General features: G+C 65.1%; 22 protein-coding genes. 16 read left to right on the forward strand and 6 right to left on the reverse strand.

The window, feature by feature from the left end; translation table 11 throughout:
• The first annotated feature begins 9 nt into the window (after positions 1-9).
• From AC1RRC_RS06610 to dcd, 5 genes are all read left to right on the forward strand, one after another.
• Positions 10-813: a TatD family hydrolase gene (locus AC1RRC_RS06610; protein WP_493054463.1), complete on the forward strand. Its 804-nt coding sequence runs from the start codon at positions 10-12 to the stop codon at positions 811-813.
• Between the two features lie 224 nt (positions 814-1,037).
• Positions 1,038-3,563 carry a DNA internalization-related competence protein ComEC/Rec2 gene (locus AC1RRC_RS06615; protein WP_493054464.1) on the forward strand — a complete coding sequence of 842 codons (2,526 nt, stop codon included), beginning with the start codon at positions 1,038-1,040 and terminating at the stop codon, positions 3,561-3,563.
• A gap of 69 nt (positions 3,564-3,632) precedes the next feature.
• Complete coding sequence (locus AC1RRC_RS06620) at positions 3,633-3,788, forward strand: hypothetical protein (protein ID WP_493054465.1); 156 nt, start codon at positions 3,633-3,635, stop codon at positions 3,786-3,788.
• Positions 3,789-3,854: 66 nt separating this feature from the next.
• The gene (locus AC1RRC_RS06625; protein ID WP_493054466.1) at positions 3,855-4,691 is read left to right on the forward strand and encodes an alpha/beta fold hydrolase; all 837 of its coding nucleotides are present in this window, start codon (positions 3,855-3,857) and stop codon (positions 4,689-4,691) included.
• A gap of 109 nt (positions 4,692-4,800) precedes the next feature.
• Positions 4,801-5,367, forward strand: coding sequence for a dCTP deaminase (dcd, locus tag AC1RRC_RS06630; RefSeq protein ID WP_493054467.1), 567 nt, complete (start codon positions 4,801-4,803; stop codon positions 5,365-5,367).
• 54 nt (positions 5,368-5,421) lie between these two features.
• Here the strand turns inward: dcd and AC1RRC_RS06635 are convergent, their stop codons facing one another.
• Positions 5,422-7,221, reverse strand: coding sequence for an ATP-binding protein (locus AC1RRC_RS06635; RefSeq protein ID WP_493054468.1), 1,800 nt, complete (start codon positions 7,219-7,221; stop codon positions 5,422-5,424).
• Between the two features lie 2 nt (positions 7,222-7,223).
• Positions 7,224-7,913, reverse strand: coding sequence for a response regulator (locus AC1RRC_RS06640; RefSeq protein WP_493054469.1), 690 nt, complete (start codon positions 7,911-7,913; stop codon positions 7,224-7,226).
• Positions 7,914-8,107: 194 nt separating this feature from the next.
• Between AC1RRC_RS06640 and AC1RRC_RS06645 the strand changes: the two genes are divergently transcribed.
• The 11 genes from AC1RRC_RS06645 (at position 8,108) to AC1RRC_RS06695 (ending at position 18,827) form a co-directional block, all read left to right on the forward strand.
• Positions 8,108-8,788 carry a Spy/CpxP family protein refolding chaperone gene (locus AC1RRC_RS06645; protein WP_493054470.1) on the forward strand — a complete coding sequence of 227 codons (681 nt, stop codon included), beginning with the start codon at positions 8,108-8,110 and terminating at the stop codon, positions 8,786-8,788.
• An 11-nt stretch (positions 8,789-8,799) separates the two neighbouring features.
• Positions 8,800-9,507, forward strand: a complete 708-nt coding sequence (locus AC1RRC_RS06650; RefSeq protein ID WP_493054471.1) for a hypothetical protein — start codon at positions 8,800-8,802, stop codon at positions 9,505-9,507.
• Positions 9,508-9,516: 9 nt separating this feature from the next.
• Entirely contained in the window at positions 9,517-10,425 is a 909-nt protein-coding gene (locus AC1RRC_RS06655; protein ID WP_493054472.1) for a dioxygenase family protein, read from the forward strand.
• A 293-nt stretch (positions 10,426-10,718) separates the two neighbouring features.
• Positions 10,719-11,228, forward strand: coding sequence for a hypothetical protein (locus tag AC1RRC_RS06660; protein WP_493054473.1), 510 nt, complete (start codon positions 10,719-10,721; stop codon positions 11,226-11,228).
• Positions 11,229-11,295: 67 nt separating this feature from the next.
• Positions 11,296-12,033, forward strand: a complete 738-nt coding sequence (locus AC1RRC_RS06665; RefSeq protein WP_493054474.1) for a hypothetical protein — start codon at positions 11,296-11,298, stop codon at positions 12,031-12,033.
• 6 nt (positions 12,034-12,039) lie between these two features.
• Positions 12,040-13,335, forward strand: a complete 1,296-nt coding sequence (locus tag AC1RRC_RS06670; RefSeq protein ID WP_493054475.1) for a hypothetical protein — start codon at positions 12,040-12,042, stop codon at positions 13,333-13,335.
• A gap of 21 nt (positions 13,336-13,356) precedes the next feature.
• Positions 13,357-15,618, forward strand: a complete 2,262-nt coding sequence (locus AC1RRC_RS06675) for a hypothetical protein (RefSeq protein ID WP_493054476.1) — start codon at positions 13,357-13,359, stop codon at positions 15,616-15,618.
• Positions 15,611-16,726, forward strand: coding sequence for an aminotransferase class I/II-fold pyridoxal phosphate-dependent enzyme (locus AC1RRC_RS06680; protein ID WP_493054477.1), 1,116 nt, complete (start codon positions 15,611-15,613; stop codon positions 16,724-16,726). The genes AC1RRC_RS06675 and AC1RRC_RS06680 overlap by 8 nt, the downstream gene beginning before the upstream one ends.
• Positions 16,727-16,736: 10 nt before the next feature.
• Entirely contained in the window at positions 16,737-17,396 is a 660-nt protein-coding gene (locus tag AC1RRC_RS06685) for a hypothetical protein (protein WP_493054478.1), read from the forward strand.
• Between the two features lie 12 nt (positions 17,397-17,408).
• The gene (locus AC1RRC_RS06690; RefSeq protein WP_493054479.1) at positions 17,409-18,086 is read left to right on the forward strand and encodes a hypothetical protein; all 678 of its coding nucleotides are present in this window, start codon (positions 17,409-17,411) and stop codon (positions 18,084-18,086) included.
• 15 nt (positions 18,087-18,101) lie between these two features.
• Entirely contained in the window at positions 18,102-18,827 is a 726-nt protein-coding gene (locus AC1RRC_RS06695; protein WP_493054480.1) for an amidohydrolase family protein, read from the forward strand.
• A 95-nt stretch (positions 18,828-18,922) separates the two neighbouring features.
• Here AC1RRC_RS06695 and AC1RRC_RS06700 read toward each other — a convergent pair whose 3' ends face one another.
• The 4 genes from AC1RRC_RS06700 to AC1RRC_RS06715 form a co-directional block, all read right to left on the reverse strand.
• The gene (locus AC1RRC_RS06700) at positions 18,923-20,362 is read right to left on the reverse strand and encodes a sigma-54-dependent transcriptional regulator (protein ID WP_493054481.1); all 1,440 of its coding nucleotides are present in this window, start codon (positions 20,360-20,362) and stop codon (positions 18,923-18,925) included.
• Positions 20,363-20,649: 287 nt separating this feature from the next.
• On the reverse strand, positions 20,650-22,905 hold the full coding sequence (locus AC1RRC_RS06705) for an Orn/Lys/Arg family decarboxylase (protein WP_493054482.1): 2,256 nt from the start codon (positions 22,903-22,905) through the stop codon (positions 20,650-20,652).
• A gap of 201 nt (positions 22,906-23,106) precedes the next feature.
• Positions 23,107-23,706: a DUF4337 domain-containing protein gene (locus tag AC1RRC_RS06710; protein ID WP_493054483.1), complete on the reverse strand. Its 600-nt coding sequence runs from the start codon at positions 23,704-23,706 to the stop codon at positions 23,107-23,109.
• 31 nt (positions 23,707-23,737) lie between these two features.
• On the reverse strand, positions 23,738-24,214 hold the full coding sequence (locus AC1RRC_RS06715; RefSeq protein WP_493054484.1) for a dihydrofolate reductase: 477 nt from the start codon (positions 24,212-24,214) through the stop codon (positions 23,738-23,740).
• Positions 24,215-24,426 lie beyond the last annotated feature (212 nt).

Here is a 24,426-nt window from a genome sequence, read left to right on the forward strand (position 1 = left end):
AGCCGGACCATGTGGATCGATACCCATTGCCACCTCGACGCCCACGAATTCGGCACCCGTGCGCACGACATCGCGGACGAAGCGCAACAGCAGGACGTCGGCATGATCGTGATCCCCGCCATCGACCGGGGCAACCTGGCAACAGTGGCGCAGTTGGCGGCACAGCGCGGCAACACCTGTTATGCGCTGGGCATCCACCCGATCTGCGTGCCGAATGCGGCGCAAGACGATCTCGCCGTGCTGCGCGCGCGCGTGGAAGCGGCCATGGACGATCCGCGTTTTATCGGTATCGGCGAAATCGGGCTGGATTTCTTTATCCCGCTCCTCAATGAACCGGCCATGCGCGACAAACAAATCCTGTTTTTCCGCGAACAGTTGCGCATCGCGCGCGATTTCAACCTGCCGGTGCTGACGCACGTGCGCAAGTCGCAAGACCAGGTCTTAAAACACGTGCGGCAAATCACGCCGAATGGCGGCATCGCGCACGCCTTCAACGGGAGTTTCCAGCAGGCGCAGGGTTATATCGACGTTGGCTTCAAGCTGGGCTTCGGCGGCAACCTGACCTTTACCCGCGCCTTGCAAATTCGGCGGCTGGCCACGGACTTGCCGCTGTCGGCCATCGTGATGGAAACCGATGCGCCCGACATCGCACCGGCTTGGGTCCATCCGGGTGTCAATACGCCGGACCAGGTGCCGCGCATTGGTGACGTGCTGGCGCAGTTGCGCGGTGTTGGCGTGGATGAGGTGAGGGATGTGACGACGGCCAATGCCAGGGCGATCTTGCCGAGGATGGCGGCGTTGCTGGGCGGTTGAGCCGGTAGCTGCTGACACCTGGTCATGGGGCCACCTATCCCTCAAATGCGGTATGACTAACGGCTGCTACGCTATACGAAGCCGCACGATCCGCTGATATCGCATACTAAAATCCCGCCGGTGTAGTGGTCCGGGATGATCCGTGCATCCGCGCTCCTGTGCCAAGTCAATTCCTTACGGCTCGCGCGCTCCGATACTGACCCTTTCCCCCAAGGGAGGGCGCCATGGCCCGAAGCGCGATGGTAGGGTTCGTTTGCGGCGCGTTGTTGCTGCAAACGCAGGCGGCACTGCCGTCCCATCCCGCTGCCGCACTGGCTGGCGTGCTGGCACTGGCCACGTTGATGCCTTGCGTCTTGCACAGGTTGCCCAGGCAACGCGGTGTCACCCTCCCGCGGCACGGCGCCAGCGTCGCCTGCGGGCTGGCCACCGGCTTTTTCTGGGCCGCGCTGCTGGCCGCTGGCGCGCTGTCCGATCAATTGTCCCAAGCCGACGAAGGCAGCGACCTCACCATCACCGGCATCATCGCCAGCCTGCCCAACCGCTCGGCGCAGGGTGTGCGTTTTAATCTCGATGTGGAACAGGTCAAGGGCAACAGCACGCCCATCCCGCCCCGCATAGCACTGTCCTGGTTTGCCGGCTATCGAGGGGAGGTCAACGAGATCGGCGACGTACAGCCGGGTGAACGCTGGCAACTGACGGTGCGCTTGCAGCGCCCGCATGGCAACGCCAACCCCCATGGCTTCGATTACGAACTCTGGCTGCTGGAGCAAGGTATCCGGGCCACCGGATATGTGCGGCAGCAGGCCGGCAACCGGCGTTTGTCCACTTTCATCCCTGGCTTCGGTATTGTGGTGGAGCGGGCCCGAGCGACATTGCGCGAGCGTATCTGGCGCGCTTTGCCGGACCGTGACTATGCCGGCGTCATTGTGGCACTGGTGATCGGCGACCAGCGCGCCATCAGCCAGTCCGACTGGGAAGTATTCAACCGCACCGGCATTGCCCACCTGGTCAGCATTTCCGGGCTCCACATCACGATGATCGCGGGGTTGGTGGCATGGGGCGCGGCGGCGCTGTGGCGGCGGTCGTTTTTCACGCAAGCGCAATTGCCGTTGCTGCTGCCCGCGCAAAAGGTGGCGGCGGTGGCGGGTTTGCTGACGGCATTGACCTATGTGCTGCTGGCCGGATTCGGCGTGCCTGCGCAACGCACCTTGTACATGCTGGCCGTGATTGCCGTGGCGCTGTGGCTGGACCGGCTGGCCGGTATTACGCACGTGCTGTGCCTGGCCGCTTCCGTCACCGTGCTGCTGGACCCGTGGGCCGTGATGTGGCCGGGTTTCTGGCTGTCGTTTGGTGCGGTCGCGGCGATCCTGTACGCGACGGCGGGACGGCCGGGGCGCCCGTACGTGATGGCTGTGGCGGGCGACTTAAATATGCAATTAACGAACAGTCGTGGAGCGGCGGCCACCCCGGTCACCAACGGCGGCGGCAGGGCAGGTGGCGAACCCGGCGCCAGGTTGCGTGGCTGGCTGGCCAGGGCCGTTGCCGGACTCAAGGCGGCGGCTCATGTCCAATATGCGGTGACGGTTGGGCTGGTGCCGCTGACCATGCTGCTGTTTGCCCAGTTTTCACTGGCCAGCCCGATTGCCAATGCCATAGCGATTCCCGTGATCAGCCTGCTCGTCACGCCGCTGGCGCTGATCGGCAGTTTGCTGCCGGAACTCATTGGTTTTCCATTGCTGCGGCTGGCGCACGGCGCCGTATGGCTGCTGGCGCAGGCATTGCAATGGATCAGCGCGTGGCCGCACGCGGTCTGGTCGGCGCCTGCGCCGCCGGTGTGGGCATTTATCTGGGCATTGGCAGGAACCGCCTGGATGCTGGCGCCGCGCGGCTGGCCGGTACGCTGGCTGGGCCTGGCCACTTGGCTGCCGCTGTTGCTGGCGCAGCCGGACCATCCGCCGTCCGGGCAATTCCGCGTGATTGCCTTTGATGTCGGGCAGGGCATGGCGCTGCTGGTGGAGACCGCAAGTCATCGCCTGCTGTACGACACCGGGCCGGCGTATGCCGCCGAATCAAACGGCGGTAACCGGGTCATCCTGCCGTACTTGAAAGCACGCGGCATTCACCGTCTCGACGGCGTGGTCGTCAGCCATAGCGATAGCGATCATGCCGGTGGCGCGCTGACGGTCTTGCAAGGCAGGGAGATCGGCTGGATGGCGTCGTCGCTGCACCGCCACCACCCGCTGGTGCAGGCCGCCCGGCAGCATGTACCCTGTGCGGCGGGCCAGCACTGGCGCTGGGACGGCGTGGACTTTGAGTTCCTGCATCCGCCGGCGGGCAGTTACGGCGACTCCGCACTGAAACCCAACGCGCGCAGCTGCGTGCTGAAGATCGGCGCCGGCGGCAGGGCGGTGATCCTGGCCGGCGATATCGAGGCAGCCCAGGAAGCGCAATTGCTGGCGGGCGTCCCGGGCAGCCTGCGTGCGGATGTATTGCTGGCGCCGCACCATGGCAGTGGCACGTCGTCTACAGAAGCCTTCCTGCGTGCGGTGGGGCCATCCGTCGCGTTGTTCCAGGTCGGCTACCGCAATCGATATCACCATCCACAGCGCCAAGTCTGGGCACGTTATGATGCGCTGGGCATCCGGTCGCTACGGACGGACGAAGAGGGGGCTGTCACGCTGTCATTCAGTAAGACGATTTCGGTGGACGCTTATCGGCGCGACCATGCGCGGTATTGGTATGGGCGCTGAAGTATTAACCACTTGCAAAACAACCAAGCGCCCTGATCTTCTCTGTCTGCCCAGCCACGAAGGATCGCCATGCTGTTCCCCCGCCACCCGAAACCCGTGGTCCCGCAAAAAGCCGTCGCCACCCAGGTCGTGCAGCAGCGCCAACAGGACAAGACCGTGGACAAGCACGTCCTTATCATCGACAAACCCGCACCACCAGCGCCGCCAACATCGGCCAGGGATTAGAGCAAGCGTTCTATTTATTAATGACGCAGCCTCTTTACAATGTATTCAAACGAGGAGGCGCACGCCGTGAAAAAACCACAAATCCATTTTGCCCACGCCAACAGCTACCCGGCGGGCACCTACCGCAAGCTGTTCGACTTGCTGGGTGAGCATTACCACATCGGTGCGCTCGACATGCATGCGCACAACCCCGCCTATCCGGTCCGGACCGGCTGGCCGCACCTGGTGCGGGAACTGGTCGATGAACTGGAAAAAAACTACACGGAACCCGTGATCCTGCTGGGCCATTCGCTGGGCGGCATGCTCAGTGTCATGACGGCGGCCCGGCGGCCGGACCTGGTGCGTTGCGTGGTGATGCTCGATTCGCCGGTGGTGGCGGGCTGGCGTGCGCTGGTGCTGCGCGTGATGCGCAAGACGCCGATTGCCGACAAGTTTTCGCCCGCGCGCTTTTCCGCGCGGCGCCGCAATGTCTGGCCCGATGCCGACGCGGCCTACCAGCACTTCGCATCGAAAGATTTATTCGCCGCGTGGGCGCCAGGCGTGTTGCGCGACTATATCGATGCCGGCCTGACGGCGCACCCGGACGGCGTGCAACTGCGCTTTACGCGGGAAAACGAGACCGCGGTGTACCGCAGCCTGCCGCACCATGTGGGCAAGCTGGTGGGCGGCGGCTTGCAGGTGCCGGCCGGTTTCATAGGCGGCACGGAATCCGAGGAAAACCGCATGGCGGGGCTGGAAGCGACGCACCGACTGGTCGGCAAGCATATCCGCATGCTGCCCGGCGGCCACCTGTTCCCGATGGAGTCGCCGGAATTGACGGCGCAAACCGTGCATGAACTGATCACGGAATTGCTGGCGACAACCGGCAGCCGTGACGCGTATCATCGCCGCCGCAGGGCGTAAGAAATAGGCCGTAGATTGCAAAATTATTCTTGAACTCGGGGCTTTCTTGTAAAATCCCGGGTATTCGGGCCCTGGCGCCTGCCTGCAATCTTGAATAAATGGTTTTGCGATGACGATTAAGAGCGACAAATGGATACGCCGCATGGCGGAGCAGCATGGCATGATCGAGCCCTTCGAACCGGGCCAGGTCCGCACCCAGGATGGCCGCAAAGTGATTTCATATGGCACCTCGTCCTACGGCTACGACATCCGCTGTGCTGATGAATTCAAGGTCTTCACCAACATCAACAGCACCATCGTCGATCCGAAGAACTTCGATTCCAATTCATTCGTGGACATCAAGAGCGACGTTTGCATCATCCCGCCGAATTCGTTCGCGCTGGCCCGCACCATTGAGTATTTCCGCATCCCGCGCAATGTGCTGACCGTGTGCCTGGGCAAATCGACCTACGCGCGCTGCGGCATCATCGTCAACGTGACGCCGTTCGAACCGGAATGGGAAGGCTACGTGACGCTGGAGTTTTCCAACACCACGCCGCTGCCGGCAAAGATCTACGCGGGCGAAGGCTGCGCCCAGGTACTGTTCTTCGAGAGCGATGAAATTTGCGAAGTCTCGTACAAGGACCGCAACGGCAAATACCAGGGCCAGCATGGCGTGACCCTGCCGAAAGCGTAAGCTTACGCCAGGCATCCAAACAGCGCGGCTTGTGCAAACAAGGCGCGCTGTTTTTTATTCGGCAACCGGTAAGGTAATTTGCACGCACAGCCCGCCGCCTTCGCGGTTGGCGGCGGCCAGCGTGCCGCCGTGGGTGTGCACCACTTGCTGTGCGATGGCCAGGCCCAGGCCGTGACCCTCGACATCTTTTGGCGTGTCGGAGCTGCGGTAGAAGGGCTGGAATATGGTCTGCAAGTCTTGCTCCGCCACGCCCGGGCCCCGGTCCAGCACGCGGATATGCAGGCGCTGCTTCGCTTCATCGGCGTCCAGTTCCACCCGCACCGTGCCGCCTTCCGGGCTGTGCTTGATCGCATTGCGCACGATGTTTTCAATCGCGCGCGCCAGCAAGTCGGCCTGGCCCAGTACGGCGACATCGGCTTCGCCGCGCAATTCGATCGCGCGGTCCGACGATGCCGCTTCGAATTCCGCGTCCGCCACGATTTCATCGAGCAGTTCGGCCATGTTGACGGCTTCCTTGGGCGTCGTGACGGAACCGGATTCCAGGCGCGCCAGTGTCAGCAGCTCGCCCACCAGCTTATCCATGCGCACGCTTTCACGTTCAATGCGCTGCAGGGTGGCATGGGCTTTGTCCGGCTGCTGGTGCGCCAGTCCGATCGCCGCTTGCAGCCGTGCCAGCGGCGAGCGTAGTTCATGCGACACGTCATGCAGCAGCCGCGTCTGGCCATCGATCAGGCTGCGCAGGCGCGCGGTCATGTGATCGAAATCGCGGCCCAGGTCGGTCAGTTCATCGCCGCGCTTGCCCGCCGTGTGCGCAAAGCGGGCTTGCAGGTCGCCGTGCGACGCCGCTTCGAATGCCTGGCGCAGTGAACGGATCGGCCGGGCGAAATACCAGGCCAGCAGGGCGGCGAACAGCAGGCTCGCGATGATCGCTGCCGCAATCGGAATGAATGGCGTCAGGGGCTGGAAGCGCTGCGGCGGTCCGCCAGGTCCGTCGCCCCCGCCGGGACCACCCGGCCCCCCAGGTCCGCCCGGCCCGCCGAAGCCTTCCGGTCCGCCCGGGCCACCGGACCCGCCGGGGTTGCCGAATCCGCCTCTGCCACCATGGCCGGCAGATCCGTCCGGCCCGCCCGGCGCACCGGCACGCCCGGTGCCACCGGCCATCGGCGGCTCGGCGCCTTCGCCGGCGCCGGGAGCGCGGCCGCCCGCATCGTAGCCGGGACCGCCGCGCGGCCCGTAAGGCCCACCGTCGCCGGCATGCAGCATGTCGTTGCGTGGCCCATGGCGTCCGCCGGGGCCGTCTGGCATCTCGCCGGGACGGGGACCACGCATACGTGGTCCATCCGGTGGCGGCATCCCCGGCTGGCCGAATGATGCCGATGCCGCCGTGGTGATACCGGCCAGCCCCGCGCCGGAAAACAATTCCGGGGATCCGGGCCCGATCGGGCCGGGCATGTCCCGCTGCGGCAGGAACAGCAGATAGCGGTGCCCGTCGGGCGCCTTGACTTCGCGTACCACGCGCTGGCGGTCGCCCTGTTTCAGCAGATCGCGCGCTTCCAGCACGGCGTTTGGCTTGACGATCCGGCCCAGCAATTCATGGCCCAGTTCATCGACCGCATGGACGCGGTGCCGGTCCATATTTTCCAGCAAACTTTGCATGGCTTTGACGCCGCCAAATTCCAGCGTGGCGGCGGCCGAGGCGATCGCATCTTCCGCGCGGGGACCGGTATCGATATCGAGCCGGCGCTGTTGATAGGCGTCGCGGTTTTTCAGCCACACGGCGCCGCCGATGGCCACCGTGGCTGCCAGCTGCGCCAGCAGGATGGAAAAGAAAAACTTCCAGAACAGGCGGCCCACGTTTAATCCTTGATCAGCTGGTATCCGAGCCGGTAGACGGTTTGCAGGCAGGAACGGCCATCGGCGATGGTGCCGAGCTTGTGGCGCAGGCTGCTCAGGTGGACATCGATATTGCGGTCAAAGCGCGCCATTGGCCGCCCCAGGCCCTGTTCCGACAAGATGTTCTTGCTGACGGGCTTACCCGCATTCCGGGCCAGCACTTCCAGCAAATTGAATTCCGTGCTGGTCAGGTCGATGTGGTTGCCGGCCCAGGTGGCACGGCGCTGTTCCGGCCACATCGTCAACTGGCCCACCACCAGCGGCGCGTTGTTGGCGGTGTCCGCGGGGGCGGCCAGCGTGCGGCGCAGGATGGCGCGGATGCGGGCCGTCAGTTCGCGCGGGGTGCAGGGTTTTGCCACGTAATCGTCGGCGCCCAGTTCCAGTCCCACGATGCGGTCGGTGTCGTCGCCGCGCGCGGTCAGCATCAGCACCGGGATATTGCTGTGGGCGCGGATGCGGCGCAGGGTTTCCAGGCCGTTCATGCGCGGCATCATCACATCCAGTACCGCGATGGCATACAGCCCCGACAGCGCGGCGGCCGCGCCGGCCTCGCCGTCGTGCGCGGTTTTCACGTCAAAGCCCTCCTGCTCCAGGTATTCCTGGAACATGCCCGTCAGTTCGATGTCGTCATCTATCAGCAGAACCTTGCTCATCTTGCGGCTAATCGTAAAAGTGGTTGAATTTTGATGATTCATCATACCCCACAAGGATGAAGCGATTGTGGGCATTTACCCGCTTTTACACCCACCCCGGTAGGGTGTCTTTACACGGTTTTACGTTGTGCTTACCGCGCTTTACATACCCTCGCCGGACAATGGCTGCACTGATCAATCAACGAGGAGTCGCGATGAAAACCAATCAAAAGCATCACCGCATCGTACAACAATGCATGCTGGCCGCCGTACTGGCGCTGCCGTTCGCCATGGCCACCGCCGAAGATGCACCGGCCGTGGCGGCGCCAGGCGGCTACGGCGGTGCACCCGGCATGAGCGCCGATGCGCCGCCACCACCGGGCATGGATGGCAATATGGGCGCCATGGGCGGCATGGACGGTGGCCGCATGGGCCGTGGCCATGGCGGCCCCGGCATGCCAGGCCGTGGCGCACCCGGTGGCGCCGAAGGCGGTCCAGGGCCCCATGGCCCGCAAGGCCACGCGAACGGCCCGCAACGCTTGGGCCCGCCGCCGGGCGGTCCCGGCATGCCGCCGCCATTCCTGCATGGATTGAGCTTGACGGAATCGCAGCAAGACAAAGTCTTCACCATCCTGCACAGCCAGGCCCCGTACGTCCGCGAACAGGACAAGGCGCTGCACAAGGCGCGCGAAGCGTTGCATGTGCTGGCGTCCGCCGCGCAGTATGACGACGCAAAAGCCGCCACGCAGGCCCAGGCCGCCGCGCAGGCCATGTCGAACCTGGAACTGGCCCGGGTCCGGACCGAACAGAAATTGCTGGCGGTGCTGACCACGGAGCAGCGCAAGCAAGTCGAGCAGCGCCTGGCCGGTTTGCCGCAACGCGGTCCACGTTCCTGATCGGAGGCGCCATGACGATCGGTTCCGTGACTTCTTCCAGCGCCGTCAGCCAGGCCGCGTGGGTATCTCAAGTGCAACAACAATCCGGCGCGGGCAGCGCCGGTCCCGTCCATCGTCCGCCGCCACCACCAGACGGGGGCGCCTTGATTGGCGCCGTGGCGGATGCGCTGCAATCCATCGGTGTGACCACCACTGGTGCGGCGGACGATGGTTCGCAGACGGCTGCCAGTACGGAGACGCAAGGCAACGCCGCGCAGGCGCTGGGCAGCTTCCTGCATGAATTGATGGGCGCGCTGCATGAACAGGGGAGCGCCGCGCCATCCGGCGGGCAGGGTGGCCAGCCACCGGATGGCCAGGCGTATGGCCCGCCAGGCGGCGGCCCCGGCGGGCCGGGGGGCCCCGGTGGCGGTCCGGGCCGCCTGGCGGCGGACTTGCAGAGCCTGATTTCCAAACTCGCCAGTGGGTCCACGGACAGCACCGGCAGCACGGATGCGGCGGACAGTGCGGACAGCACGGCAAGTACGGACGACGCGGACAGCGCCGGCACGGCGTCCGCCACCGCCACCAGCACGCTGGAAAGCGCATTTGACAACCTGTTGCAGGCACTGGGCGCCGACTCTTCCGACGCCGGCGGCAAACTGTCCAGCTTCCTGCAGACGCTGGCGGACAAATTGCCCGGTGCGGGCAGCAGCGGCAACCTCATCAACACTTCGGTATAAGGAAACACCATGCACTCCCACGACCATGACCACGGCCTGCAGGCCGATCTCGATAAAATGCTCAAGCTGTCCATGGGCCGGCGCAAATCCATGCTGTGGCTGATGGCGGGTTCCGCCGCCGCGCTGCCGGTACTGGGTTGTGGCGGGGGCGGCAGTGACGCCACCACCAGCAGCACCACCAGTACATCCACCAGCACGTCCACCAGTGGCACCACCACCACCACCGGCACCACCGGCACCGGCACGGGCACGGGCACCAGCACCACGGGCTCTTGCAGCGTGATTCCGGAAGAAACCGGCGGCCCGTATCCAGGCGACGGCACCAACAGCAACAGCAGCGGCGTGGTCAATGTGCTGACCATGAGCGGCGTGGTGCGCAAGGATATCCGCAGCAGTTTCAATGGTCCGACCGGCACGGCGGCAGGCGTTCCGCTGACCATCAAACTGAAGATCCTGAACGCCAACAATGCGTGCGGCAATGCAAGCAACTTTGCCGTGTACCTGTGGCATTGCGACCGCGAGGGCCGCTATTCGCTGTATTCGTCCGGCGTCACGGACCAGAATTACCTGCGCGGTGTACAGGAGGCCGACGCCAACGGCGAGCTCACGTTTACCACCATCTTCCCCGGTTGTTACGATGGCCGCATGCCGCATGTGCACTTTGAAGTGTATGCGACCCTGGCGAAGGCGGCGAACGCATCGAACCGGATCAAGACGTCGCAGTTCACGTTCCCGATGGCAAGCTTGAACGAAGTCTATGCCACCAGCGGCTATGCCACCAGCGTCACCAACCTCAGCCGCATCAGCTATGCGACGGATAACATCTTCAGCGATGGCTATTCGCTGCAGCTGGCTAGCATGACGGGCAATGCCACCGATGGTTATGTGGCGACGCTGACCCTGGCGGTGGTGGCCTAACCCGGCCGGCGGGACGACATCCCAGGTTCCTGCCTTCACTGCAAAATCCGCAGGGCGGTTCGCATGCGAGCCGCCTGCATGCGCCCCGTTGTCGCCGGCATGGCGGCTTCCGCCGTGCGGAAACCGCCCTACGGACGCCGCGCCGAAGCTACTTTCGCCGGTATCCCCGCATTCCTCGGCGAGCGCGAAGCTACGTTCGCCGCCATCTCCCCGTTTCCCCGCTAATCCTTCTGGCACGGTGCTTGCACCAACCCCTGCACAGGCGCCACGGCGCCATGCCCAGGGAACCCGCCATGAACGCCAACCGCCGCCTGCTCAGTTACCTGCCCGATCCCGCCTGGAGCGTGTACACGCCCAGCGGCCGTGAATCCGACGCGGAGCTTGCCGATGGCGCAGCCTTGCTGGAAGCAGCCGACACCGGCCGCTTGCCGGCTTTCAGCGCCGGCCTGGTGGCCGATGGCCACCCCAGCGGCCGCACGGTGCTGCGGACCGCGCCGGGCCGCCTGCTCAGCAGCACGCTGGCCACGCTGGCGGGCCAGCTCTGGCCGGCTGGCGGCGCGGGCGTCAAGCGCAAGGCCATCGCCCTGTTCGGGCTGGAGCTGGAAGGCTTGAGCCCTGAAGACAAGCAATTTGAATATGCGCGCCATCTGGCCCGCTTCATGCGCGAAGCCGTGCACGAATTGCAGGCCGGTGGCGCCGCGTCCGATGCGCCACGGCGGGTACAGGCCGCGCTGGCGCTGGCGGCGCGGCGCCACGCGCCGGGCTTGCTGCACTATGCGGGCCGCGCCACCGCACCGGAATAAACCGATTGTTGGTCCGGGCGGCGTGTCCGTTCCGGCGTTTGTCGTTGTACCTTCACCGGAGACTATCATGCATGACATCGATCGCACGACCCTGGAATTCGGCCAGGAAATGGGTTACGAAGGCGAACAGTTCGAGTTCGGCCAGGGAGAGTGGGGCGGCGAAACGGGCTTGCTGTCCGAAGCCGAGGAAATGGAGCTGGCCAACGAATTGCTGTCCGTGACCAATGAAGCGGAACTGGAACAATTCCTGGGCGGCTTCCTGAAAAAAGCCGCAAACTTCGCCGGCAATGTGATCCGCTCGCCGGTCGGCCAGGCAGTGGGCGGCGTGCTGAAAGGCGTGGCGAAAAAAGCCTTGCCAATGGCGGGCGGCGCGATTGGCGGCTACTTTGGCGGCCCGCTGGGCGCCAAGATCGGCAGCGGCCTGGCGTCCGCCGCAGGCAGTGCGCTGGGCCTGGAAGCGGAAGGCGAATTGTCCGGCGAAGACCGCGAATTCGAAGGCGCCCGCACCTTCGTGCGGCTGGCTGCCGACACGGTGAAAGGCGCTTCGCAGGCGCGCGGCGGCGATCCCCGTGCAATCGCCCAGCAAGCCGCCACCGCCGCGGCGCGCAAGCATGCGCCGGGATTGCTGGTCAAAGGCGGCGGCCAATGCGCACCGCAAGGGCGCGGCGGCATGGGCCGTGGCGGTAACGGCGCGGGCGCCATGCAGGGCGGCATGGGCGCCGGCAATGGGGGCGCCGGCGGCGCTGGCGGTGGTTCGGGGCGCTGGGCGCGGCAGGGCCGCAACATCATCCTGTACGGCGCGTGATCCATCATGGCCATCAGTCCTTACGCCGCGTGGATGCTGGGGCAGGAAGCCCGCTCCCTGCTGGTGCGCCTGGCGCGCGTGCGGCCCTTTGCGCTGATCGAGCCCATGGTGCCCGCCGCCGCGCTGTCGCCTGCATCGCAAGGCGCCATCGAGGCGCATCTGGCGCAGGGCAGGCGCACCTTGCGGCGGCTGGTCGATGGCTACCTGGCCTGGCTGCGCAGTCCCGCCGGCCGCAACAGCAGCGCAGCGGAAGCCCAGCGCCGCTTTACCGTGCTGCGGCTGAAATTCAACGCGGCGCTGGCGCAATTCGATCTGTTCAACGACGTCATCACACAGCGCAGCGAACACGAAAACGGCGTCTGGCTGTCCGGGCTCGACGTGGTGTCGGATGACGCGCTGCGCCTGCCGGGCAAGCCGTATAGCGCGCCGCCCGTGATTTGCTACCTGGACCGGGGCCCGGGGGCGGCCATCCGGCGCGCCCGTACCCGCCTGCCGGGCGGCGGCGACAACCCGGTCGCCATCATCCGCGTGCCGCGCGAGCGCATGGTAGGCAGCGGCATCGCCTCATCGCTGGTGCATGAAGTGGGACACCAGGGTGCGGCGCTGCTCGACCTCGTCAATTCATTGCGGCCGGTGTTGCAGGGCATGCAGCGCGGGGCCAGCGGGCCGCCGCGCGTGTGGCGGCTGTGGGAGCGGTGGATTTCCGAAATCGTGGCGGATTTCTGGTCACTGGCGCGGGTCGGCGTGGTGGCGACCCTGGGCCTGATGGGCGTGGTCAGCTTGCCGCGCGTATTCGTGTTCCGGCTCGATACCGAAGACCCGCACCCGATGCCGTGGATCCGGGTCCAGCTCAGTTGCGCGATGGGCCAGTTGCTGTATCCGCACCCGCAATGGCGAAGGCTGGCGCAGCTGTGGGAATCGTATTACCCGCTGACCGGCCTGCCGCCCGCGTTGCGCAAGCTGATGCGGGAGCTGCAAGCGAGCATGCCGGCGCTGGCCCGGTTGCTGGCGCGGCACCGGCCTGCCGCGCTGCGCGGCAGGGCGCTGGCCGAGGCGCTGGGTGTGACGCAGCGCCAGCCGCGCCGCCTGATGCTGCTGTTTTCACTGTGGCGGCGCGCGCCGCAGCGGCTGTATGACGCGGCGCCTTCGCTGGCCTTCGCTGTCATCGGGCAGGCGCGGGCCGATGGCCGCCTCGACCCGGAGGAGGAAAGCATGCTGCTGGCGCGGCTGCTCACGCACTGGGCATTACGCAGCACGCTGGACACGGGGCGGCGATCCGCCACCTGTGCCGTGGTTCCGTAGCAATCGACCAAGGAGAGTGACATGGCAAACATCAAGAATGCGGCCGCCACGGCAAAGAATATGCGCGGGGCGATCCAGGTGACGGTGCACGACACGCAGACAGGCGCGCCGATCGTCAATGCCGCCATCAAGCTGTATGAAGCGTATAACCGGCAGGGCGAACGCATGCAGGCCTGCGACGTCGGTGAAGTCAAGAAATGGGTGCCGGACGAAACCTTGCTGGTGGCGACCGGTTTTACCGGACAGGATGGCGCCGTGCTGTTCGACCAGCGCCAGCCGGGCGCGTATATCGCCGCCTATGACAACATCGTGCCGATGCGCATGGATGCGCTGTATTACCAGTGCGCGGCCGTGCAGCACGGCTGCACGGAAAACATTTGCTTTGATTTCGCGTTCAACCCCACGGTGGCGGTGTCGTATGAAAGCAATTGCCTGCCCGCCGGCGAACACTGCGCCTTTGTCGGCGACAAGGCCTTCGCCGAAGTGCACGTCGATGGCGATGGCGTCCTTGACGAATCGCTGGTGCGGGTGGTGGCGCGCTCGCCATGGCTGCAGCGCAGCGATGAACGGCATACGTTCGTGGCCAACCTGCGCCATAGCGGTCTGCTGCGGTTTGAAGCGCAAGTGCTGTTTGCGCGGCGCGGTTCACCGGCCGTCATCGTGGTGGGACAAGACCCGGCGCCGGGACATGGCCATGCCTTGTCCGCGGCCGGCATGCCGATGGCGCGCAATGGCGCCGGGGCGTCGCTGACGGCCGAGGAACTGGCCGGCGTGCTGTCGCCCGGCAGCATGGCGGGATTGAAAGTGGCGGCCGATGTGGAGGTGGAGCAGCGCACGCCGACCCCGATTTCCGGCAACGTCGGGGTGTCGCTGACGCGTTCCGAGACCGAGGCGACGGAAGACTTGCCGTTGTGGACCCTGATCCGCAACAGCACCGAGGCGCTGGGCTTCAATAATTACCTGAAATTCATCGACCAGCTGTTTTGCGACGCGCCGGTGCAGGTGTCGGAATTCGAGCGCCAGCGCTTTGTCGCCAAGGGCGCCATGTTCAACAACCTGAAAGGCCGGCGCCTGCTGCCCTTCAACGATGCGGATTCGTACCGCGTGCTGAAAGCCGCGACCGAAGCGTTCGTGATGGTCAACTGCGGCATCCTCAACCTGCCGCTGGCGTTCAATCCGACGGAAGACGCGGCCTACCTGGACCGGCGCGATATTCCCAATGGCGCCGACCTGGCGCAGGTGCTGGCCAGCGAATACCTGGAAGTGGTCGATGGCACCACCTTGACCTTGCCCTATCTGGCGGTGATCCGCCGCAAGCTGCCCGATATTCCGATCCACCTGGGGCAGAAGGAAGCCGACGCCGACCTGTGCTTCGGCCTCATCCAGGAACGCTTGTCGAGTCCCTGCCTGCTGGAGCTGATCTGGTCGTACTGGCAGGAAGAGGGCATGCTGGTGCAAACCATGAACGCCATCACGCAGCGCTTCCAGAACCTGCGCGCGCCGGGCATCGGCCCCGATCCGCTGGCCAACACGGAAATCGACATGTTGCGGCCCCTGAACAACCTGCTTTGGGGGTATACGCAGGACGAGCAGCACCGGCTGTCCGTGGTGCGCCGCAATTACGAATATGACCACCATTACGGCGTCCGCCTTGATGGCAAGGCGGTGCGCCAGTTCCGCCCGGCCGACAGCCGCTCGAAATTCCTGGAAGCGTTCCATCACCTGCTGCGCCTGCTGACGGCGTTTTACCGGCAGGATGACGATACCACCGTCAAGGCCGACGCTTTCCCGGTATTGAATGCGCTGAAGGAAATCCACCTGATCCTGTCGCAGGGCGCGCACAACCAGTTTGGCGACCTGCCTTCCACTGCAAGGATCGAAATGCTGATGCAGCAATGGCTGCTGGCGCGGCCGGAATTCCGCGAATTCCTGCCGACCCGGGTCATGGTGGCGTATCCGGAACCGTGGATGGACCGGGTCGATGCGATGAAAAAACTGCAGAACTGGACCGATACCAGCGTGGTGCATTTCCGCTCGCTGGCGCTGTTTGGCGAACAGTTGTTGCTGTCTATCCGCTATGGCAACTGGAGCGATGTCTACGAATCCACGCAAGCATTTAACTGGGCGCGCTTCTGGCGGCCGCAGGCGCAGGGCTATATCCACGCCTACCGCGCGGCCACCGGGGTTGACCTGTCGGTTGACGGCGCCGATCCGGCAGCCGATGCAACGCTACCGTCCGTCCTGCTGCGGCAACGGCTGACGCAGCAGCATCAGCGTGCCTAGGCCGGGACAGCGCGGATGGCAGGACGCCGGCGCGGACTTCCGCAGCGCGCTGTACCTGGGGTTGCGCCATGCAGCACCCGCCGGCCGGACCTGGCGGGCGGCGCTCACCCTGGGGATGCCGGCGGCATTGCAGGAACCGCCCGGCGCGCTGGCGCTGGCGCGGGAACTGGCGCAATGGCAGGACTGCGAAGCGGCGACGTTGCTGCCATCGACCCTGCACCTGTACCGCGACGTGTTTGCCTTGCTGGCGCGGGGAGAAATTGCCGCCAGGCCGGCGTTGCTGATCGATGCCGCCGCCTATCCGATTGCCCGCTGGGGCGCGGAGTGGGCGGCGTTGCGCGGTGTGCCGGTGCGCCGGTTTCGCCATGGCGACGTGCCGCAACTGGAGCGGATGGCGCACCAGGCGCGGCAGGGCGGATGCATCCCGGTGGTGCTGGCCGACGGCTATACCCCGGGCGATGCGTGGCCGCCGCCGTTGCGGGCGTACCTGGACATCGTCGCGCCGATGCAAGGCTGGCTGGTGCTTGACGACACGCAGGCGCTCGGTGTGCTGGGGCCGGACGGTGGCGGGTCGGTACGGCTGCACGGGTTGCAAGGGATGCCGTTGCTGGTGGGCGCTTCGCTGGCAAAAGGGCTGGGGGCGCCGCTGGCCGTGCTGGCGGGACCGGCGCCGGCCATCGCGGCGTTCGAGCGGCACAGTGAAAGCCGGGTGCACGCCAGCCCGCCATCGATCGCGGTGATTGCCGCGGCGCGCGCGGCACTGTACATCAATGCGCGCGATGGTCCCCGCCTGCGGCGCACCTTGCAGGCGCGGATCCGGCAGTTGCGGCACGCGCTGGCGGCGGCGAGGCTGGCATGCCATGGCGGCGGCTTTCCGGTGCAACTGGTGCCGTTGCCGGGCATGCCGCAAGACGCCGCGGCGGCACTGGCGGAGCATGCGTGCGCCGTGTTGTTGCGGGTGAAGAATGGACTGGCGCTGGGGCTGCTGCTGCGTGCCGACCACAGCGAACAGGATGTGGCGCGGGTGGCGGCCATGCTGGCGCAGCGGCTGGGCAACTTGGGAGACGGACATGACGACGGAATTCGAGATACTGCCGTTTTCGGCTGAATGGCAGGAGATGGAACATCCTTTCGCGGCGGAGAGCTGGTCCGGCGAAGATGAAGAGGGAGAACGGGGAATGCGCGCGCCACGGGGCGGGGCTGGCCGGGCGCGCGCGCCGGCGGCAGGGGGCGCCGGACGTAAGCCGGGGCGGGTTGCCAGGGGCGCGCAGGGGGCGGGCGGCAAGGCCTCGGGCATGGCCGGCAAGGGCATGGCGGCACGCGCGGGCGGGATGCGCGGCAAGCCAGGCGCAATGGGCAAAGCGGCGTTGGCCGGCAAAGGTGGCGCAGCTGGGCAAGGGCGCAAGGGCGGGATGGGCGGAATGGGCGCGGCCGGGGGCAGGGGCGGCGCGGGCGGGAGCGCCGGTATGAGAGGCCGGGGCGGTGCGGGGATGGGGGGCAGGTGGGCGCAGCCCGGACCCGGTGTTGGGCGGCCGCGCAGGTGGCCATATCCCTACGGCTGGACCGGCCCGGTTGGCGGCTATTGGCCGGCTGGCGTGGTGGTGCAGGAACCCGACTGGCTGGCGGTGGCCAATGCGCCGCCGGCGGACGAACCCGGTGGGGCGGACGGCGGCGATGCGGGGTTTGATGCCGACGATGGTGACGGTGGGAACGATGGCGGTATGGATACCGGAGCCGGCCGCGACGATGATGGCGGCGATGGCGCCGGCGAATGGTAATGGAGGTGTGTCATGTACAGTAAAGAATGCCAATGCGCGTCTTGCCGCAACACGGCGGCGGGCGGTTTTGAAGTCATGGAATTTGAGCAGGCGTTTTCCTATGAGTCGGAAGCGCCATACAGTGAGCAGGAGGAAACGGAACTGGCGATGGAACTGTTGTCGGTCACCAGCGAAGCGGAGCTGGAACAATTCCTCGGCAACGTCTTCAAGAAGGCGTGGAAGGGCATCAAGAAAGTCGCCAAGCCGCTGGGCGGTGCGCTGAAAGGCATCGCCAAGGCGGCGTTGCCGATGGTGGGCGGGGCGCTGGGGTCATTCATTCCCATCCCGGGTGTCGGCACCGCGCTCGGTTCCGCCCTGGGCAGCGCGGTCAGCAAGGCGCTGGAAGTGGAAATGAGTGAAATGGGCGAACTGGCGCAGGAAGACCGGGAATTTGAAATGGCGCGGCGGGTGGTGCGCATCGCCGGCACGGCCGCCAACCTGGCGGGCGACAGCGATGGCAGCCCGCAAGCGGTGCGCAGTGCGCTGCTGCGGGCGGTCCGCGCCCATGCTCCGCATTTGTCCGCCGTGGCGGGACGCTACAGCGGCCAGGGCGCACCGGCGCCAACGCATGAAGTGATGGAAGGCGAAGCCTATTGCGGCCCATGGCGCAAACGCCGCGCGGAGCGTTACCCGCTGCTGGAATTGCCTTGAACGGCGCGGGCGGCCATGATCATCGATTGCCACTGCCATGCGGGCCCTGGCGACGGCCTGTCCGGGCCGTGGGACAGCGACGCCACCCTGGCCCGTTACCTGCGCCGCGCGCGCCAGGCCGGCATCGCCCGCACGGCGCTGCTGCCCGCGTTTCACAGTGATTACGCGCTGGCCAACCGCGCCGTGGCGCGGCTGGTCGCGGCCAGTCCGGGGCGCTTTTATGGCTACGCCTTTGTCCACGCGCGGCGCGACCGTGGCCGCATCGACGCCATGGTGCGCATGGCGGTCGAACGCTACGGCTTTATCGGTATCAAGGTTCACAGGCACGATGCCCGCATCAGCGGCGAAGTGTGCGAGGCGGCGCGGCGCTACCGGCTGCCCGTGCTGTACGACCCGGCCGGTGAAACCGCGGTGGCGGAATTGCTGGCCACGCAGTATCCGGACGTGAATTTCATCTTGCCGCACCTGGGCAGCTTTGCCGACGACTGGGCGGCGCAACTGGCGCTGATCGACCACCTGGTGCGGCATCCGAATATCTACGCGGATACGTCCGGCGTGCGCCGTTTTGATTTGCTGGAACAGGCGGTGCGGCGCGCCGGACCCCATAAACTGTTGTTCGGCAGTGACGGGCCGTGGCTGCATCCGGGGCTGGAACTGGAAAAGATCAGATTGCTGGGGTTGGCGGCGGCCGATGAAGCGCTGATCACGGGGGAAAATTTCCAGCGGCTCGTGGGTGAATAGACGGGGACGGCCGCCGCCTTGCCGCTGCGCGGCGGCGCCACCCGTGCGGCGCCATAGAAGGGGCGGGCCGGCCCGTGGCAGTGTGGGGGAGCGCGTCAATGGTAAGCCGGCCCGTCCGGCTTGCCCTTGCGCCGCATCTGCAGCGCGCGGTCGCTGATGCCCAGCAGGGCGGCGGCGCGCTGGTTGTTGCCGTGTTCCGCCGCCAGGGCCAGGCGCATGGCGGTGTCGGCGGCGGCCTGGCTGATGGCGGGCAGCGACATGCCGAGATCGAGCGCATGGCGCACGGCGTCCGTAAAACCCTGGTCGGGCCAAGTGGCGCCGCCATGCAAGCGCTCGTCGGGCGGGACATCGCCGATAGTCAGCGGGCCCAGCCCGCAGTGGCGGTGCCAGATGCGGGCCACGGTCTGGCGCAAGTCGCGCACATTGCCCGGATAACTGCGCGTCAGCAGGTATTCACGTACGGCGGGATCGAGTTCGTGCGGGTGGTCGGGGTCGAGCTGGTGCAGGAAGTGGGATACCAGCGGCAGGATATCGCCCGTGCGTTCGCGCAGTGGCGGCGGGCGGCAACGCCAGCCGGCAATGCGGTAAAACAGGTCGGCACGGAAGGTGCCTGCCGCGACGCACGCATCGAGGTCGCGGTTGGTGGCGCAGACCAGGCGGAAGCGGGTCGGTTGCCAGTGATTGCCGCCCAGCCGCTTGTATTGCTGCTCCTGGATCACGCGCAGCAATTGCGCCTGCAATGCCAGTGGCAATTCGCCGACTTCATCGAGGAACAGGATGCCGCCATTGGCCTGCGCAAAAGCACCGTCACGGGCGCTGGCGGCGCCGGTGAAGGCGCCTTTTTCATGGCCGAAGAATTCACTGCCCGCCAGTTCCGGGGACAACGTACTGCAATCGAGCAATACCAGCGGCGTGCTGTCATCGTGCCCCGGCAGCGTGCGTCGGTCGAGGTGATGGATCAGCTTGGCTATTTGTTCCTTGCCGGTGCCGGTTTCGCCGGTAATCAACACCGGCGATTGCGTCCATGCCGCCACTTCCACCACGCTGCGCACCAGCGCGCGCCAGGCCGGGCTGTCGCCGACCAGGCAAGTGCGCACCATCTCGGACAGCATCAACTTGCGCACCGCGCCCCACCGTTGCAGGCGGGCGGCGGCTTGGGCCGCGATATCCGCTGCGCCTTCCGGCGCGCCGGGCCACAGCAGCAGGTCGGCCGCGCCGGACTCCAGCAGCGCCCAGCCGTCATGGGCCGGCAAAGCGGCACAGCAGACCGCCAGCACGGGCTGGTCGCCGTACCGCTCCGATGCCAGTCTGGCGCCGGCGGCACCCGCGCTGAATGTGGCCAGGGCGGCAAGCGCGGCGGCGGCCTGGCTGTCCCACTGGCTGAACAGGAACACCGGCGTCGCGCCGGGATCGCTGTTCGCCTGCCGCACACCAACCCCGGCCAGGCCCAGCCCGGCGGCGAGCGCGTCGGCAGCACCATCCGGCAAGGGCGCCATCGGATGCAGGGACGCGGTCAGGGTGTCTTCGTCCTCCATGCCTTCAAGTTAGGCAGGGGGACGGCCGGGCGGTTGAGGAGACGCAAACATGTCGGCCCCTTTGGCGGCAGTGAAAGATTGTCGAAACATTACGATTCTACGCCGCGCAGCACCCGATGGCGACAGCAATGCCATAAAAGCAACTCTGCCGCAACAGTCTCCCTATAACGGGGAATGCGAACGATAGTACGTTTGGGGCCAGGCCCCGAAATGTCGAGTAGATCGTTGCCGAAAAAAAGGGCCGGTGCTAGCCGGCCCTGCAGGTCACACTGAAACAGCGCGCCAGGTTATTGCTTCACGCAATCCACGAAGTAATCGCGCTTGCCATTGACTTCGCGTTTCACGAGGCCGTGCACGTCGGTCTCGAAGCCCGGGAAGCGTTCGTTGAAATCACGGGCAAAGCGCAGGTAATCGACGATGGTCTTGTTGAAGCGTTCGCCCGGGATCAGCAGTGGGATGCCCGGAGGATATGGCGTCAGCAGGATTGACGTGATGCGGCCTTCCAGCTGGTCGATCGCGACGCGTTCGATTTCGCGGTGCGCCATCTTGGCAAACGCTTCCGACGGTTTCATCGCAGGAATCATGTCCGACAGATACATCTCGGTGGTCAGGCGCGCCACGTCATACGCTTTGTAGAAATCGTGGATTTGCTGGCACAGGTCGCGCAAGCCCATCGATTCGTAGCGCGGATTGGCGGCCGCGAATTCCGGCAAGATGCGCCACATCGGCATGTTCTTGTCGTAATCGTCCTTGAACTGTTGCAGCGCGGTCAGCAGCGTGTTCCAGCGGCCTTTGGTAATGCCGATGGTGAACATGATGAAGAACGAATACAGGCCGCATTTTTCAACGATGACGCCGTGTTCCGCCAGGTATTTGGTGACGATCGATGCCGGGATGCCGGTTTCGCCAAACTGGCCGTCCAGCGACAGGCCCGGGTTGACGATGGTGGCCTTGATCGGATCGAGCATGTTGAAGCCCGGCGCCAGGTCGCCGAAACCGTGCCAGTTCTTGCTTTCTTCGGTGAAGATCCAGTCGGCCTGGGTGCCGATGCCTTCTTCGGCAAAGGTGTCCGGACCCCAGACCTTGAACCACCAGTCTTTGCCCCATTCCTCGTCGATTTTCTTCATCGCGCGGCGGAAGTCCAGCGCTTCCAGGATGGATTCTTCCACCAGCGCGGTGCCGCCCGGCGCTTCCATCATGGCGGCGGCCACGTCGCACGACGCGATGATCGAGTATTGCGGCGAGGTCGAGGTGTGCATCAGGTACGCTTCATTGAAAGCGTCCTTGTCCAGTTGTACGGATTCCGAATCGCGCACCAGCACTTGCGACGCCTGCGACAGGCCAGCCAGCAGTTTGTGGGTCGACTGGGTCGAGAAGATCATTGATTCCTTGGCGCGCGGACGGTCCTTGCCGATCGCGTGCATGTTCTTGTAGAAATCGTGGAACGTCGCGTGCGGCAGCCACGCTTCATCGAAGTGCAGCGTGTCGATTTCACCGTCCAGCATTTCGCGCAGGGTTTCCACGTTGTAGACCACGCCGTCATAGGTCGATTGCGTGATGGTCAAAATGCGCGGTTTTTTGTTCGCCGCGTCGCGCGCGAACGGGTTGTTTTCAATCTTGCGCTTGATCGATTCCATGCTGAATTCTTCCAGTGGAATCGGACCGATGATGCCCAGGTGGTTACGGGTCGGCATCAGGAACACGGGAATCGCGCCGCACATGATGATCGAGTGCAGGATCGACTTGTGGCAGTTGCGGTCCACCACCACGATGTCGCCCGGCGCCACGGTCGAGTGCCAGACCATCTTGTTGGACGTCGAGGTGCCGTTGGTGACGAAGTAGCAGTGGTCGGCGTTGTAGATGCGCGCGGCATTGCGCTCGGACGCTGCCACCGGGCCGGTGTGGTCCAGCAGCTGGCCGAGTTCTTCCACCGCGTTGCAGACGTCGGCGCGCAGCATGTTTTCACCAAAGAACTGGTGGAACATCTGGCCGATCGGCGACTTCAGGAACGCCACGCCGCCCGAGTGGCCCGGGCAGTGCCACGAGTACGAACCGTCGTTGGCATAGTGCACCAGGGCGCGGAAGAACGGCGGGGCCAGCGAATCCAGGTACGATTTGGCTTCGCGGATGATGTGGCGCGCCACGAATTCCGGCGTGTCTTCAAACATGTGGATGAAGCCGTGCAATTCGCGCAGGATATCGTTCGGGATGTGGCGCGACGTGCGGGTTTCGCCGTACAGGTAAATCGGGATGTCCGCGTTCTTGTAGCGGATTTCCTCGACGAACGCGCGCAGCGACTTCAGCGCGTCATCGGTTTCTTCCTTGGAACCACCGCCGAATTCCTCGTCGTCGATGGACAGCACGAAGGCCGAGGCGCGCGACTGCTGCTGGGCGAACTGGGACAGGTCGCCGTAGCTGGTGACGCCCAGCACTTCCATGCCTTCTTTTTCCATCGCGGCGGCCAGGGCGCGGATACCCAGTCCGGACGTGTTCTCGGAACGGAAATCTTCGTCAATGATGACGATAGGGAAACGAAATTTCATGGATGTCTTTCTCCAAAAGAACAACCGCCCCGGGATCGTTCAAACTCCGGAGCGGGCTGGGCGCCGGTTAAGGCGCAAAAAATAAGAGCGCGATTCTCGCAGAAATTCCGCTGCTTTTGGGAAAAAAGTTGCCGAATTTTTTGCCTAAACCGCATTCATCTTAGCGGAACTGTGTGAAACCGCTGTGACAACAGGAATTTATTAATGCCCGCCGCCCAGGAAGGCCAGCGGATCGACATGGGCCCAGGCGCAAACGCCCAGCACCACGCCGGCCGCCGCCACGCCATACGACGTATACAGCAGCCACTTGCGGTGCGTCAGCAGGGTGATCGCCGCCAGCGAGATGGCGATCTGCACGGCGGTCGTCGCCAGCGCCCACTGGTGGTGGGTGTGCATCATGGCGTCGGATTTCTTGTTCCATTCGGCCGACGAGGCTTCCCACTTTTCCGCGTCTTTCTTGATGTCTTCCTTTTCCGTCTTGTAGCGCGTCACTTCGGCCTTGTACTTTTCAGGATCGACGCCCGGCAGGATCATGGCCAGTTCGGCCAGGTTTTGCTTCGACGACTTGGACTGGTAATACGACCAGCTGTTGGCGGCCTGAGTCTTGTCGATGGCGGCATTGTTCTTGTACATGGCCGCTTCGTTTTGCGTCGCGCCGCCCTGGTAGCCGAACAGCGCGCCGACCGTGGCCAAAATGGCGGTGGTGACGGCGATATTGCCGGCGAATTTGTCATTGCTGTGGCCAGCGTGTTCGACCGCATGGTCGTGCGGGCCGTGGACGTGGAAACCGTGTCCGGACATGGAGGGACCTCGTAATGAAATGGAAAACTGGTTATTTACGCAGGGTGACGAACGCGTATGGCAGGCCGGTGGCCGATACATGCGGCTCGCGCGCGGTTTCGCGCCATTCCGGGCCAAGGGCAGGGAAGTGGGCGTCGCATTCGTAGGCTGCCTGGATTTCCGTGATGATCACGATATCGGCCAGCGCCAGCGCCTGTTCATAGACCTGGGCGCCGCCAATGATGTAAGCCTGGGCATCGCCGGCCACCAGCGCGCGTGCCGCTTCGATCGAGTGCACGGTCTCAACACCGTCCGCGCGCCAGCCGGCGTTACGCGTGATGACGATATTGCGGCGGTTCGGCAGCGGACGGCCGATCGATTCAAAGGTCTTGCGGCCCATGATGATGGCGTGGCCGGTGGTCAGGCGCTTGAAATGCGCCAGGTCTTCCGGCAGTTTCCACGGCAGGGTGTTGTTGATGCCGATGCCGCGCTTCTGGTCGGCGGCAACGATGATGGCCAGCTGGGTCATTGTTCAGTTACTGGGTGAATGCGTGAGCCCAGCATTATATATGGTCTGTCCGCCAACCCTGTGGCCAGTCTGCCATGCCACTGTGTCTATAAGACTTGGCGCTTCAACCATATCCCGTTGTGTGTCCGCCTCAATCGCGGCGGCACGGCAAGACGTTTCGAGCCATTGTGATTATTCGTGAGAATTAAACGAACTTTTTTCAGTATTGTGCC

This window comes from Pseudoduganella sp. GW821-FHT12E03, from assembly GCF_058807115.1.